Consider the following 13,899-nt stretch of genomic DNA (forward strand, 5'->3'; position numbering starts at 1 on the left):
ACGACCGGAAACAGCCGGGAAGCTCACCAGGAAGGGGGAGATTGCGTGACGAGGGGTGCGCGGAGGGCCACGAGCCGAGATCCTTGGATTCTCACCATGCGCATCTCGGGGGAAGCGGAACAGTGGAGCGTGCCACGCAGGACGAGACCGCCCTCGAACTCCTGGTCCACGGAGTCGGGGGAACCACACCGGAACGCATGCTGGACGACCCGCGCACCGTGCGGATCACCGGCGACGACACGGCGGCCATGTTCCGCCGCACCGAGGACGCCGACGCGGAGCGGCGCCCCGACGACTACCGGGGCAAACCGGTGCCCGAGGCGTACGTCTGGTGCAACCTGACGTCGGGCAATGGCTCCCGCGCCCTGTGGCTCCTGCTGCTGCCCTTCATGGTCGTCAACCTCGCCCACTGGATGCGCCCCACCTCGCGCCACCGCAAGCGGCTCGTGCGCACCTACGGCCTCCTGGTGCGGCTCATCGGCCTCACCCTCACCGTGCTGCTCGTCGCCGCCGCCTGCGAGCTCGCCCTCGACCTCACGGCGTGGCAGTGCGCGGGCACCCCCGAGTGCGCAGACGACCGCTCCTGGCTCGGCTTCCTCGCCACCGACGCCGACGGCCACGGCGGCTGGTGGTCCCAGCCCGGCCGCCGGCTCGCCGTCGCCGCGCTGCTCCCCGCCGCCCTCACCGGCCTGCTCTGGTATCTGTCCCACCGCACCTGGAGCGCGTACGAATCCCAGCAGCCGCTGCCCCAGCAGCCCGACCCCGAGGAGGAGACCAGCCGCACCGCACTCGGCAGGCCCGGGTTCTGGTACGGACGGCGTCTGGTGGCCCGGCTCCGCGCCGCCCACACCGCCGCGGGCCTGCTCACCGTCGCCGCCGCGGTCGGCACGTCCGCCGCCCGGCACGACCGGCGGCCCGGCGGCCCCGCCCTGCTCGACGTCCTCGGCTGGGCGCTCGACGCAACCCTCGTCCTGAGCGGGGGAGTCGTCGTCTGGGTCGTGTGCCGCAGGGGACGCACCGAGAACCGGCTCGACCGCAAGCTGGACCGGACCCTGGTGCGCTGGCTGCCGCTGAGCGCCCTCGTCCTCCTCGGGCTCGTCCTCTTGTACGCGGGCTGGTCCCGCCCCGGCTGGCGCTCCACGGGCCGGCTGCCCGGCGACGCCACCTTCGGCGGCATCGCGCTCGTCCAGGGCCTCCTGGTCCTGTGCCTCGCGGTGGCCGCCCACCTCCTGTACCGCACCTCGCCCGACTCCCGCACCGCCATCCGCGGCTTCGGAGGGCCCGCCGTCGCCATGCTGTCCTGCGCGCTCGGCGGCGTCATGACCGGCGGCGGCGCGCAGCGCGTCTCCGACTGGCTCGACGGCACCCAGGGCTCCATCGCGGGACCGGCCGTGGTGCTCACCTGGCAGGCGTCCGTGATCCCGCCGCTCCTGGTGGTCGTCGCGGTGCTGTGCGGCTGGTTCGGCATCCGCACCATGCAGCGCAAGCGCCGCGAGATGGCACAGCTGGCGCGGGACTATCCCGACGAGCGCACCGACCTCACCCGCACCCGCCGCATCGCGGGCACCCGCGCGCGTGCCGCCCTCACCGACCGCGCGCCCCTCCTCGTCGGCATCATCTCCGCCGTGACGCTGCTGCTCGGCGCCGCCGCGCTCACCGGCGCGTGGGTGACGGACGAGGTGCCGGCGAAAGCGGCGCACGGCGCGCCGAACGTCCTGGAGGGCGCCGCGGAGACCTCCCAGGCCCTCGGATCCTGGCTCATCGGCTTCGGCTTCATACTCTTCATCACCTGGGGCCGCCGCGCCTACAAAGACCCCTCCGCCCGCCGCACCATCGGCATCCTCTGGGACGTCGGCACGTTCTGGCCGCGCGCGGCCCATCCCTTCGCGCCCCCGTGCTACGCCGAGCGCGCGGTGCCCGACCTGACCTGGCGGATGGCGAGCTGGACGCGTGCCACGAACGCCACGGGAGGCCGTCTCGTCCTCTCCGGCCACTCCCAGGGCAGTGTCCTCGCGGCGGCCGCCGCCTGGCAGCTGCGCCCGTCGGTCCGCAGGCGCGTCGCCCTGCTCACCTACGGCTCACCCCTGGAGCGCCTGTACGGCCGGTGGTTCCCCGACCACTTCGGCCCCGCCGCCCTGTCCTCCCTGCACCGCGAGGTCGACTGCTGGCGCAACCTCTACCGCACCACCGACCCCATAGGCGGCCCCATCCAGCTGCACGGCGACTGCGGCCCGCAGGTCGACCGCGCCGCCCTCAAGGACCCCCTCGCCTACGGCCGTACGGAGGAGCACCCGCTGCCCGCGCCCATCCTCGGCCACAGCGACTACCAGGCCGACCCCGCGTTCGCCGAGGAGCGGGCGCGGCTCCTCGCCCGCCTCAAGCCCTGCGTGCCGCCCCCGAGGCCCGCGACGGCCGAAGGCGTCACACCAGCTCCGGCAGATCCTCCGGATACAGCAGGGTGAGGTCGTCCGTGCTCGGCTCATCGAGCTGGGCGACCCGCCCCGCGTGCCGCTCCACCATCGCCTCGAACGTCTGCCGCGCGGTGCGTCCGTTGCCGAACGCGGGGCCCTTGGGGAGCGCCGTGAAGTACTTCAGGAGCGCCTCGGACGCACCGGTGCCGAGGCGGTACTCGTGCTCGTCGGCCTGTTGCTCCACGATCCGCAGCAGCTCCTCGGGGGCGTAGTCGCTGAAGGTGATGGTCCGTGAGAAGCGGGACGCCACACCGGGGTTGACGGACAGGAACCGCTGCATCTCCGCGGTGTAACCGGCGACGATCACCACGACGGCCTCGCGGTGGTCCTCCATCAGCTTCACGAGCGTGTCGATGGCCTCGCGGCCGAAGTCGCGCCCCGAGTCCTCGGGCGACAGGGCGTACGCCTCGTCGATGAACAGCACGCCGCCGCGCGCGCGGTCGAAGGCCTCCTGGGTGCGGATCGCCGTCGAGCCGATGTGCTCGCCGACCAGATCGACGCGCGACACCTCGACGAGGTGGCCGCTCTCCAGGATGCCGAGGGAGGCGAGGATCTCGCCGTAGAGCCGGGCGACGGTCGTCTTGCCCGTGCCGGGGGAGCCGGTGAAGACCAGGTGGCGGCGGACCGACGCGGCCTTCAGTCCGGCCAGCTGCCTGCGGCGGCCCACCTCGATCATGTCGGTGAGGGCGCGCACCTCGCGCTTGACGCTGTCCAGGCCGACCAGGGCGTCCAGTTCACCGAGGACCTCCTTGGAGGCGCGGGCGGCCTTCCTGGGTGCCGGTGCGGCCGGCTGCGGGGTCTGCTGGGCCGGCAGGGAGCCGAGCAGCCCGACGGTCTGCGTGGCGGTCTGCACCGCGGGCGTCGTCTGCGCGGTGGGCGCGGGGGCGCGCAGGCCGCCGCTCTCGTCGCTCGCGCACTCCTCGACGAGCGGCCCCTCCTCGGAGAACTCGAAGCCGCCCCGGGCGCACCGCTCCGTGCGGCACTTCTTCAGCGTCGTACGGCAGCCGTCTATGACGTGGAAGCCGTAGCCGTCGCTGCCGCTGACCCGGCAGCCGTGGAAGCTGCCGCGACCGCCCGCCGAGACGTAGAAACCGGCCTCGGCGGGCGAAGTGACCGTGCAGCGCTCGATGGTGGGGTCCGCGCCCTTGGTGACGATCACGCCGGTCTGCACGGAGTCGATGGTGCAGTTGGCGAGGGTGCCGCCGCTGCCGTGGTCGCGGAACCAGGCGCCCGTGGCGGCCTCGCGGATCCGGCAGTCGTCGAGCTGCGCGGTCGCGCCGTCGCTCACCGACACGGCGGTGTTGCGCACTTGTGAGAGGTCGCTGTCGACGACGTCGGTGCGCGAGCCGCGGTCCAGGACGAACAGGGCGTCCGGCACGTCGTGCACGCGGCACGACTCCAGGACGGCGGTCGCGCCGTCGCTGACCCAGACCGCCGGGTAGTCGCCCGTGCTGTCGTGGATCTCGCACTGGTTGGCGTCCACGCGCGTGCCGGGGTCCCAGACCGAGAGTCCGTTGCGGCCGAAGCGGCTCACCGTGGACCGGGTGAGGGTGAGCACGGAGCGCGACCGCAGGTCGATCGCGTTCTCCGGGATGTCGTGGATGCGGCAGTCGGCGAGGGTGAGCACGGCGTCCGTGTCGAGCGTGACGCCGTCGGAGGTGGTGCGGTGCACGTCGCAGTCGGTCAGGTGCGCCGAGGCCCGCCCGGTGACCTGCACCCCCGAACCCTTGACCTCGTACACCTCACAGCCGATGGCCTCGAGCCCGGTGTGCTCCCCGGTCACCGAGAGGCCCGCGCCCGAGGTGTGGTGCACCCGGCAGCGCTCCAGGCGCGGATGGGCGCCGCCGCGCACCGAGACACCGGACTGGCCCGCCGCGACGATCTCGCACTCCTCGAAGACACCGCCCCCGCCGTCGAGCACCGCGATGCCGATGCCGCCAGGGTTGTCGACGGTGCAGCGGCGCACCGTCGGACGCGCGCCGCCGCGCACCTCCAGGCCGGCCGCGGACCGCGTCACCACGCGGATGCCGATGAGCTCGGGGGCGCCGTCCTCGACGAGCAGCGCGGGCGCGGACGAGTCCTGGCCCTCGATGAGCAGGTCCTGCACGATCGCGGAGGAGCGGACGGTCAGCGGCACCCCGTCGGACGGCGCGATGCGCACCGAGCCGGCGGAGCTCTCGGGGCCGCGCAGCGTCACCGCGCGCTGGACGACGAGGTTCTCGCGGTAGGTGCCCGCGGCGACGGTCAGTACGTCCCCGTCGCTCGCGGCCTCCAAGGCAGCGGCGAGCGATGCGTATTCGCCGGTGCGGCGCCGCCACCGCGACGTGCCGGTGTGCGTCACCTGGACCGTGCCCTGTGCCATGGAGTTGCTCTGCCCCCACCTTGTTCGTACGCCGGACCTTGCGGGATGTGCCGTGTCACTGCGTGTCCCGGCAGTGCGCAAGGGGCCGAGGAGTTCGGCCGGTCCACCGTAGCGCGCGCGGGCAGGCGGAGTTGACCCGATGGCCGGGGCGGGCGGGTCAGGAACCGGCGCCGGTTCGGCCCCAGTCCGGGCCCGCCTTCTCCCATGCCCGGTCCAGCCGCTCGTGCCGCGCCCGCACGATGCGCCAGAGGATCAGCCTGCGGGTGCCCTCGACGATGCCGACGCTCGCCGTGGCCGCGCCGAATCCGGCGAGCACCGCGTGCGTCGTCGCGGTCGCGTCGTCCAGCGGGCGGCCGACGACCCGGCCCCGCTCGTCGGTCCACAGCCTGAAACGGTCGCCCGGGCGCGGGGACTCGAGCTCGGACAGGACGACGCCGCGACGGTCGGTGTGGTCCGGTGCCTGCCAGCGCGCGAGGACACGACTGCGCGCGTCGCGTGCCGAAGAGGTCTCGGGGTCGGGGTCGACCGGTGGCGATTCGACCTTCCGCAGGACGGTGCCGGTGATCGCGTGGCGCTCCGCGCGCTGCTGGTGCACCGAGGCGAGGAGGGCGTCCCGCGCCAGGCTCGTGGTGCACACGCCGACGACCGGGACGGCGACGACGATCGACACCAGCGCGACCAGGGCCAGCCAGGCCTCGGCGAGGTCGGTGCCGCGGCACAGCGGATTGTGCCGCCACCGCCAGAGGCCGACGATTGCCCGCACTGCTCCGCACCCCCTTCCGCGTCCGTCTCAACGTCCATGGCCCGGCGCCGGGTTCCCCACCCGGGCGCGGGCATGCGGATGCCGCCGCCGGGCCGAGGCCCGACGGCGGCGTCACGCAGAGCGTGCCCCCGGCCGCCTGGAGGTCAGTACCCGCGGTAGGGGCGGTTGTACGGATCCTCGTACGTCGCGGGCGCGGGGCGGGGGGCCGCCGGGCGCATCGCCTCGTAACCCGTACCGGGCGCGGGTCGCTGGGGCTGGGCGCCCGGGTATCCGCGCGGGGCCGCGGCCTGCTGCGGGATGTACGGCGCCGGGGCCTGCTGCAGCGGTGCGGGCTGCTGGGCCTGCGGATAGCCGTACCCCTGGTTGGGGTGGGAAGGGGCGGCCGGCAGCGCGGGCAGCGCGGCCGGCAGTGCGGGCAGGTGGTTACCCGTGTCGTACGCGGAAGGGACCCGGATCGGGGCGATCTGAGGAGTGCCCCGCTCTGCGACGAGGGAGTCATAGATCGGGGTGTCCGGGAAGGACGGCGCGGAGTAGTAACCGCCGCCATAGGTGGAGCGGGGGGAGGTCATGCTCCATAAGTTAAGCCCTAGATGTGCTGGTTGGGGAGACCGATAAGAGGGTTGTTTTACGTGTCGACAGTGGTCGTGGATCCCCAATGCGAGCGAACTTGGGAAAATCGGTCGCCGAACGGCGTACGGATCGTGTAAAGGCCGAGCTCCTGGCGGGTTACCCGCGGTCGGCCGGGAAGGCCCCCGGGGCGCCGTCGTGGGCCTCTTCGCGGTCCGGGTAATAGGTTGGCCGGGAACGGAAACGGCGGCCCTGCCGGACGGCGACTTGCGATGGGGGCGGACATGACAATGCCTAAAGGATCGAACGTTCCCGTACCGGCACCCGCGGTACGGATCGAATTGGGGTGGGGTTCCGGAGCCGGAGTGCCGGACGCCGACGCGTCCGCGCTGTTGTTGTCGCCTTCCGGAAAGGTGCGCTCGGACGCGGACTTCGTCTTCTACAACCAGCCGGAGCACTCCTCCGGAGCGGTGCGCCACGAGGGCAAGCAGCGTTCCGGCGCCGGTGTGACCGATGTGCTGACGGTCGACCTCGCGCGCGTGGAGCCCGGCATCGAGACCGTGGTGCTCGCCGCGTCGGCCGACAGCGGCACGTTCGGACAGGTGCCCGGCCTCTACATCCGCGTCCTGGACGCGTCGAGCGGCGCCGAACTCGCGCGCTACGACAGCGCGGACGCGACCGTGGAGACCGCCTTCGTCCTCGGCGAGCTCTACCGGCGCCAGGGCGCGTGGAAGTTCCGCGCCGTCGGACAGGGGTACGGCAGCGGGCTCGAAGGCCTCGCGACGGACTACGGCATCTCGGTGGACGAGCCACAGCAGGCGGCGCCCGCCCCGGTGGCGGCACCTGCCCCGGTAGCCGCACCTGCCCCGGTAGCCGCACCTGCCCCCGTAGCCGCGCCCGACCCGGTGGCCCCATCCGCCCCCGTAGCCCCGGCCGCCCCCGCACCCCCACCGGCCGCCCCTGCCCCCGCCCCCGTACGCCTGACCAAGGTCACCCTCACGAAGGACGCGCCGTCGGTCTCCCTGACCAAGCAGGGCGGCACCTCGGGCGGCATGCGCGTGAACCTCAACTGGGAGGTGCGCAAGCAGTTCAAGGGGTGGGGCGCCAAACTGGGCCGGGCCGTCGCCATGCACGCCGACCTCGACCTCGACCTCTGCGCCCTCTACGAACTCGCCGACGGCCGCAAGGGAGTCGTCCAGGCGCTGGGCAACGCCTTCGGAGCGCTGCACCAACCCCCGTACATCCTGCTCGACGGCGACGACCGCACCGGAGCCGTCGCCACCGGCGAGAACCTCACCATCAACCTCGACCACATCAACGACTTCCGGCGCATCGTCATCTTCGTGACCATCTACCAAGGCGCCCGGAGCTTCGCCGACCTCAACGCCACGGTCACCCTCCAGCCCCAGCACGGCGCCCCGGTCGACTTCTCGCTCGACGAGTGCACGGTCCCCTCGACCGTGTGCGCGCTGGCGCTGCTCACCAACAACGGCGGCGACCTCGTCGTCCAGCGGGAGGCCCGCTACCTGGTGCCGGAGCGCGGCGTGAGCCCGCAGCGCACCATGGACCACACCTACGGGTGGGGCATGAACTGGACGCCCGGCAGGAAGTGACGCCTCAGCGCTACTCGGGGGCGGGGTCGGGGGCAGGGCCCGGAGCGGCGGTGTCGGGACGCGCGTACGTACGGCCCTTCCACGCCGCACCGCGCCCCCTGTAGTGCTGCACCGCCGAGTCCACGGTCATCAGGAGATACAGGAACGCGGTGGCGGGCAGCAGCGGGGCGAGCGACAGCGGCTGTCCGTAGTAGCGCAGCATCGGCAGGTACGTCACCGTCATCACCAGCCACGCGAGACCACCGGCCGCGGCCGCCGCCGCGCTTCCCATGGCGAGACCCGCGAACAGCGCCACCGGCGGGGCGAGGTACACCACGGCGAGACCCGCGACCGTCCCGGCGAGCAGCAGGGGGTTGTGCCGCAGCTGTGCGTACGCGCTGCGCGACACCATCCGCCACAGATCACCGAGGCGCGGATAGGGGCGCACGCTGTCGACGCGTGTCGCGAGGCCGAGCCAGATGTGACCGCCGGAGCGCTTCACCGCCCGCGCGAGCGCCACGTCGTCGATCACCGCGTGCCGGATGGCGTCCGGGACCCGGGCGCGCTCGGCGGCGTCCGTGCGCAACAGGACACAGCCGCCCGCCGCGGCGGCCGTCCGCGAGCCCTTCCGGGCGATCCACCGGAACGGATAGAGCTGCGCGAAGAAGTAGACGAACGCCGGGACCACCAGGCGCTCCCAGCCGCTTTCCACCCGCAGCCTGGCCATCTGGGAGACGAGGTCGAAGCCCTCGTGGTCCGCCGCGGCCACCAACTGGCGCAGGCTGTCCGGTTCGTGGGCGATGTCCGCGTCGGTGAGCAGGAGGTACTCGGGGTCACGTGCGCGGGCGAGGGCGATGCCATGGCGTACCGCCCAGAGCTTGCCCGTCCAGCCCGCGGGCGGCTCGCCGGGGGAGCCGACGGTCAGCTGCAGGCCGCCGTGCCGCTCGGCCAGCGCGCGGGCCAGCTCCCCCGTGCCGTCCGAACTGCCGTCGTCGACGAGGAAGACCTCGGCCCGCCCCGGATAGTCCTGCGCGAGCAGCGACGGCAGGCTCCGCGGCAGCACCGCCGCCTCGTCCCGGGCGGGGACGACGACACAGACCGACGGCCACTGCCCGGGATCCCGGCGCGGTGGCAGACGGACGTCCGTACGCCAGAAGAAGCCCTGCCCCAACAGCAGCCACAGCCACGCGGCAAGCGATCCGGCGGCGATCCACGCAACGGCGCTCATCCGACGAAGTCTGCCCCACGGGAAGGGGCCTGTGGGGCCCATCGACTATGGTGACCGGGTGAAGATCGCGCTCATGGACTCCGGCATCGGACTGCTCGCCGCGGCGGCCGCGGTGCGTCGCCTGCGACCCGACGCCGATCTCGTCCTCTCCTCGGACCCGGACGGAATGCCCTGGGGGCCACGCACCGCGGAGGACCTCACCGGGCGGGCCGTCGCCGTCGCCGAGGCCGCCGCCGCACACCGGCCCGACGCCCTGATCGTGGCCTGCAACACCGCGTCCGTGCACGCGCTGCCCACCCTGCGCGCCCGCCTCGAGCCCGCGATCCCGGTGATCGGGACCGTGCCGGCGATCAAGCCCGCGGCCGCGGGCGGCGGACCCGTCGCCATCTGGGCCACGCCCGCCACCACCGGCAGCCCCTACCAGCGCGGCCTCATCGACGAGTTCGCGCGCGGCATCGACGTCACCGAAGTGCCCTGCCCCGGCCTGGCCGACGCCGTGCAGTACGCGGACGAGAAGGCCATCGACGAGACGATCGCCGCCGCCGCGGCCCTCACCCCGCGCGATGTAAGGGCCGTCGTCCTGGGCTGCACCCATTACGAACTGGTCGCTGAGCGTATTCGCGCCGCCGTCCAGCAGCCGGGTCTGCCGCCCCTCGTCCTGCACGGTTCGGCCGGTGCGGTGGCCGCCCAGGCGCTGCGCAGGATCGGCGCCCGCCCCGGCACCGACCCCGTCGCCACCGATCCCGCGGCGGCCGCCCCCGGCCTCACCGTCCTGCTCAGCGGCCGCGAGGAGCAGCTGCCGACGACAGCGCTCACCTACGCGGAGGGGCGCATGCTCGCGGAGACCAGCCCGGCGCTCTGACGCGCGGCGGTCCCCGCGTGAGCGGGCCGTGACGTTCCGCTACGCGGTGGCTTCACCGCGGAATCTGAGTAGTCTCGATGGCATGAAGGACTACGCCCACGACGAGCGGGCCGCATCCGACAACCCGCACGAGGTCTGGACCGGACGCGCGACCAACCGCGTCCAGTGGCTCCTCGCGTGTGCCGGCGCCGCCTGCCTGGCGCTCGGCATCGAGCTCGCGGTCGGCTCCATGTGGACCTCCGGCATCGCACCTCTGGTCATGTCCGTCGTGGGCTGCATCGCGGTCGGCCTCCTGATGCTCTTCGGGACGCTCGCCTTCGTCCATGTGGCCGTGAAGGTCGACAAGGACTTCCTTGAGGTGCGCTGCGGTCATCTGGGGCTGCCGCGCCGCCTCATCCCGCTCTCCCATGTCGTCGGCGCGGAGTTCGCGCCCGCCGTGACACCCCGGCAGTGGGGCGGCTGGGGATACCGCTGGCGGCCCGAGAAGGGCACCGCCGTCGTGGTCAGGCGCGGCGAGGGCCTGGTGCTCAGCCTGGGCGACGGCCACAAGTTCACGGTGACGGTGGACAACGCCGAGTCGGCGGTGCGCGCCATCAGGGCCCGGCTGCGGCTCATGGGGAACGCGGGCTGACCGGACGGCCGCCGCGCAACGGGTCCTCGTGCAGAGGCCGGGCCGTCGCGATGCCCGCGAGGAGGCCCGCACCGGTCGTCACCGTCGTCACGCTCAGCGCGTTGCCCACCGCCGCCACGGCCGTCAGCGCCGTCAGGGCGGCGCCCGCCGAGAGCACGACCTGGGTGGAGCCGGGTGAACGCCACAGGGCGTACAGCAGCCAGCAGAACACCGCCGCCAGCAGCCCCACCCCGACGAAACCCTGCTCCGAAGCCTGCTGCAGCGGCGCCGAATGCGGCTTCCCGTCCGCCAGGAGATATTCGGCGGCCACCGGACTGACCTCACCGAACCGGCCGGGGCCCACCCCCGTCGCGGGCTCCTGCTCCGCCAGGGCCAGCGCGTCCTGCCACAGCAGCACACGGTGCCGGCCGAGGCCGCTCTCCACGGGCGCCGTCAGACCGCCCGGCAGCGCGTCGTCGGCCACCGCCAGCGAAACGCCGGTGATCAGCACCGACGCGAGCGCGAGCCCGGCGAGACCGAGCGTCCTGCCGCGCAGCCGGGCCACCGCCAGCGAACAGAGCAGCACCACGACGGACCCCGCACAGCCGGCCGGGGAACCGAGCGCCGCCGCGGCACCGGCGATCCCCACGGCAAGCAGCCGCAGCACGAGGCGCGCCACCGGAGTCCGGGCCGCCCACGCCGCACAGCAGGCCGCACCGGTCGCGAGGATCAGCAGAGCGGCCGTGGCACCGGTGTGGCCCAGGGAGGAGGACGGGCCGAGTGTGAGGCGCGGCGCCGCCACGGCGAGGCCGAGCCCCGCGAGCGCGCCCGCGCAGGGCGCGGCGACCGGCAGCAGTGCCCCGGAGATCCGGCCGCCCGCGTAACCGGCGGCCACGGCGAGGACCGCGAGGAGCACGCCCTCGGGGCTTCCGCCGTGCACACCCGCGGTGATCAGCGCCCAGGCCGCGCACGCCCCGAGCAGCGCGCCGCCCGTCGCGTCGGACGCGGCAGGGCGCTCCCGCGCCGCCGCCGGACCGGCCGGCATGGCCGTCCCCGTTGACCCCACCCCGTCGCCCCCCGGTGTATGACGGGCCCCCGCCGACGCGGGCCGCGTCCGCGGTGACGCGAACCGGCCGGAGGCAGAGGACTCGGCCACACGCTAACGGCTGGCGCCGGACCGCGGGACCGGTTGTGCAGGAACGATACGGCCGGCGGTGCCGCGCGCGGCCCCCGTCGCCCCGGCCGACCGAGCTGTCGGCGCCCAGGTGACGCGCCGTACACTCCCCGGGTGACCGCCACCACCACTCCCGTAGACGAGCCGGACCAGCTCGATCCGCAGCCCCCGCGGGCCCACCGGGCCGTGCGCGTCCTGCGACGGCTCGCGCCCGCCGCCGTGGCGGCCCTCTCCGGAGTGCTGCTCTACGTCAGCTTCCCGCCCCGCACGCTGTGGTGGCTGGCGCTCCCCGCCTTCGCCGCCCTCGCCTGGTGTCTGCGCGGCCGGACCTGGAAGGCGGGCCTCGGCCTCGGCTACCTCTTCGGCCTCGGCTTCCTGCTGCCGCTCCTCGTGTGGACCGGCGTCGAGGTCGGCCCAGGCCCGTGGCTGGCGCTCGCGGCGGTCGAGGCGGTCTTCGTCGCTCTCGTGGGCGCGGGCATCGCGACCGTCTCGCGGCTGCCCGCGTATCCGCTCTGGGCGGCCGCCCTGTGGATCGCGGGGGAAGCGGCACGCGCGCGTGTGCCGTTCAACGGCTTCCCCTGGGGGAAGGTCGCCTTCGGCCAGGCGGACGGCGTCTTCCTGCCGCTCGCCGCGCTCGGCGGCACTCCCGTGCTCGGGTTCGCGGTCGTCCTGTGCGGGTTCGGTCTGTACGAGGTCGTGCGCCAGGTCGTCGACGTACGCGGTACCCGTGTCGTGCGCCGGGGCGCGGCGGCGGTCGCGGCGCTCAGCGTGCTCGTGCCCGTGGCCGGCGCCTTCGCGGCGCGGGCGCTCGTCAGCGACGAGGCGGAGGACGGCACCGCGACCGTCGCCGCGATCCAGGGCAACGTCCCGCGCGCGGGACTCGACTTCAACGCGCAGCGCCGCGCCGTCCTCGACCACCACGTGCGCGAGACCGAACGCCTCGCCGCCGAGGTGAAGGCGGGCAAGGTGAAGCGCCCCGACCTCGTCCTGTGGCCGGAGAACTCCTCCGACATCGACCCGTTCACCAACCCCGACGCGCGCCTCGCGATCGAGGGCGCGGTCAAGGCCATCGGGGCGCCCGTCTCCGTCGGCGGCGTCGTCGAGAAGAAGGACGGCAGGCTCTACAACGAGCAGATCCTCTGGGACCCGGAGAAGGGCCCCACGGACACCTACGACAAGCGGCAGATCCAGCCCTTCGGCGAGTACATCCCGCTGCGCTCGCTCATCAGCGCCTTCAGCAGCGACGTCGACAAGGTGCGCCAGGACTTCAGCCGCGGCACGGCGCCCGGCGTCTTCACCATGGCCGGTACGAAGGTGGGCATCGCGACCTGTTACGAGGCGGCGTTCGACTGGGCGGTGCGCGACACCGTCACTCACGGCGCGCAGCTCATCTCGGTACCCAGCAACAACGCCACCTTCGACCGCAGCGAGATGACCTACCAGCAGCTCGCGATGTCCCGGATCCGCGCCGTTGAGCACAGCCGCGCCGTCACGGTGCCGGTGACCAGCGGCGTCAGCGCGGTGATCATGCCGGACGGCGAGGTGCGGGCGAAGACGACGTGGTACACCGCCGACTCGCTCGTCGAAGAGGTGCCGCTGCGCTCCTCGCGGACCCCCGCAACCCGCCTCGGCGTGCTGCCCGAGGCCATCCTGGTGCTGCTCGCCGCGGGCGGCCTCGGCTGGGCCGTGACCTCGGCTGTGCGGACCCGGCGCCCCGGAGTGGAGTAGGTCCCGGCCTCGGCGGGGACGCCGGTGCCGCGCCGATAGGGTCGGGCCATGGCTACTCCTGATTTCATCCGCACCATCCGGGCCGCCGCCGGGCAGCAGCTGCTCTGGCTCCCCGGCGTCACCGCCGTCGTCTTCGACGACGAGGGCCGGGTGCTGCTCGGGCGACGCTCCGACAACGGCAAGTGGGCGGTGATCGGCGGCATCCCCGACCCGGGTGAGCAGCCCGCGGAGTGCGCGGTGCGCGAGGTGTACGAGGAGACGGCCGTGCACTGCGTGCCGGAGCGCGTCGTCCTGGTGCAGGCCCTCCAGCCGGTCACCTACGACAACGGTGACACCTGCCAGTACATGGACATCACGCTGCGCTGCCGTGCCGTCGGCGGCGAGGCGCGCGTCAACGACGACGAGTCGCTGGAAGTGGCGTGGTTCGACGTGGACGCGCTGCCCCCGCTGAACGAGTTCGCGCTGTCCCGGATCAAGCACGCGATGGCCGACGGCCCCACCTGGTTCGAGGCCCCGGCGGGACAGTGAGAGTCCGTGCCCGC

General features: G+C 73.7%; 11 protein-coding genes. 6 read left to right on the forward strand and 5 right to left on the reverse strand.

The features are described from left to right. The first annotated feature begins 122 nt into the window (after positions 1–122). On the forward strand, positions 123–2,462 hold the full coding sequence (locus ACZ7LU_RS18445; RefSeq protein WP_471917237.1) for a hypothetical protein: 2,340 nt from the start codon (positions 123–125) through the stop codon (positions 2,460–2,462). On the opposite strand, the gene ACZ7LU_RS18450 is transcribed toward ACZ7LU_RS18445, so the two are convergent. The 3 genes from ACZ7LU_RS18450 to ACZ7LU_RS18460 all read right to left on the reverse strand — a co-directional run bounded on the left by ACZ7LU_RS18450 (position 2,422) and on the right by ACZ7LU_RS18460 (position 6,165). After that, positions 2,422–4,833 carry a right-handed parallel beta-helix repeat-containing protein gene (locus ACZ7LU_RS18450; RefSeq protein ID WP_471917238.1) on the reverse strand — a complete coding sequence of 804 codons (2,412 nt, stop codon included), beginning with the start codon at positions 4,831–4,833 and terminating at the stop codon, positions 2,422–2,424. The genes ACZ7LU_RS18445 and ACZ7LU_RS18450 overlap by 41 nt on opposite strands. A 157-nt stretch (positions 4,834–4,990) precedes the next feature. Then, positions 4,991–5,596, reverse strand: a complete 606-nt coding sequence (locus ACZ7LU_RS18455; RefSeq protein ID WP_398308226.1) for an Rv1733c family protein — start codon at positions 5,594–5,596, stop codon at positions 4,991–4,993. 143 nt (positions 5,597–5,739) lie between these two features. Then, positions 5,740–6,165, reverse strand: a complete 426-nt coding sequence (locus ACZ7LU_RS18460) for a DUF6643 family protein (RefSeq protein WP_398308224.1) — start codon at positions 6,163–6,165, stop codon at positions 5,740–5,742. A 282-nt stretch (positions 6,166–6,447) separates the two neighbouring features. Here ACZ7LU_RS18460 and ACZ7LU_RS18465 point away from each other — a divergent pair, with 282 nt between their 5' ends. Beyond that, complete coding sequence (locus tag ACZ7LU_RS18465) at positions 6,448–7,776, forward strand: TerD family protein (protein WP_471917239.1); 1,329 nt, start codon at positions 6,448–6,450, stop codon at positions 7,774–7,776. 10 nt (positions 7,777–7,786) lie between these two features. On the opposite strand, the gene ACZ7LU_RS18470 is transcribed toward ACZ7LU_RS18465, so the two are convergent. Continuing rightward, positions 7,787–8,983 carry a glycosyltransferase gene (locus ACZ7LU_RS18470; RefSeq protein ID WP_471917240.1) on the reverse strand — a complete coding sequence of 399 codons (1,197 nt, stop codon included), beginning with the start codon at positions 8,981–8,983 and terminating at the stop codon, positions 7,787–7,789. A gap of 58 nt (positions 8,984–9,041) precedes the next feature. Between ACZ7LU_RS18470 and ACZ7LU_RS18475 the strand changes: the two genes are divergently transcribed. Together ACZ7LU_RS18475 and ACZ7LU_RS18480 are read left to right on the forward strand one after the other, a co-directional pair. Next, complete coding sequence (locus ACZ7LU_RS18475) at positions 9,042–9,845, forward strand: glutamate racemase (RefSeq protein ID WP_471917241.1); 804 nt, start codon at positions 9,042–9,044, stop codon at positions 9,843–9,845. Positions 9,846–9,927: 82 nt separating this feature from the next. Next, positions 9,928–10,476 (forward strand): hypothetical protein, encoded by a 549-nt coding sequence (locus tag ACZ7LU_RS18480; RefSeq protein WP_398308216.1) that lies wholly within the window; start codon positions 9,928–9,930, stop codon positions 10,474–10,476. Here the strand turns inward: ACZ7LU_RS18480 and ACZ7LU_RS18485 are convergent. After that, positions 10,457–11,500, reverse strand: coding sequence for an O-antigen ligase family protein (locus ACZ7LU_RS18485; protein WP_471917242.1), 1,044 nt, complete (start codon positions 11,498–11,500; stop codon positions 10,457–10,459). The two genes, ACZ7LU_RS18480 and ACZ7LU_RS18485, sit on opposite strands and share 20 nt — an antisense overlap. Positions 11,501–11,743: 243 nt before the next feature. Between ACZ7LU_RS18485 and lnt the strand changes: the two genes are divergently transcribed. Both lnt and ACZ7LU_RS18495 read left to right on the forward strand, forming a co-directional pair. Then, a complete protein-coding gene (lnt, locus tag ACZ7LU_RS18490; protein ID WP_471917243.1) occupies positions 11,744–13,357 on the forward strand; it encodes an apolipoprotein N-acyltransferase in 1,614 nt (537 codons plus the stop codon). Between the two features lie 48 nt (positions 13,358–13,405). Next, positions 13,406–13,885 (forward strand): NUDIX hydrolase, encoded by a 480-nt coding sequence (locus tag ACZ7LU_RS18495; RefSeq protein ID WP_468090199.1) that lies wholly within the window; start codon positions 13,406–13,408, stop codon positions 13,883–13,885. The last annotated feature ends 14 nt before the right edge of the window (positions 13,886–13,899 follow it).

It is taken from the genome of Streptomyces sp. NPDC039462 (genome assembly GCF_055639375.1).

Excerpts from the sequence above, each read along its gene's own strand:
- ACZ7LU_RS18485 (WP_471917242.1), bottom strand. The coding sequence starts at position 11,500 with ATGCCGGCCGGTCCGGCGGCGGCGCGGGAGCGCCCTGCCGCGTCCGAC.
- ACZ7LU_RS18470 (WP_471917240.1), bottom strand. The coding sequence starts at position 8,983 with ATGAGCGCCGTTGCGTGGATCGCCGCCGGATCGCTTGCCGCGTGGCTG.
- ACZ7LU_RS18495 (WP_468090199.1), top strand. The coding sequence starts at position 13,406 with ATGGCTACTCCTGATTTCATCCGCACCATCCGGGCCGCCGCCGGGCAG.
- ACZ7LU_RS18450 (WP_471917238.1), bottom strand. The coding sequence starts at position 4,833 with ATGGCACAGGGCACGGTCCAGGTGACGCACACCGGCACGTCGCGGTGG.
- ACZ7LU_RS18460 (WP_398308224.1), bottom strand. The coding sequence starts at position 6,165 with ATGACCTCCCCCCGCTCCACCTATGGCGGCGGTTACTACTCCGCGCCG.
- ACZ7LU_RS18480 (WP_398308216.1), top strand. The coding sequence starts at position 9,928 with ATGAAGGACTACGCCCACGACGAGCGGGCCGCATCCGACAACCCGCAC.
- ACZ7LU_RS18465 (WP_471917239.1), top strand. The coding sequence starts at position 6,448 with ATGACAATGCCTAAAGGATCGAACGTTCCCGTACCGGCACCCGCGGTA.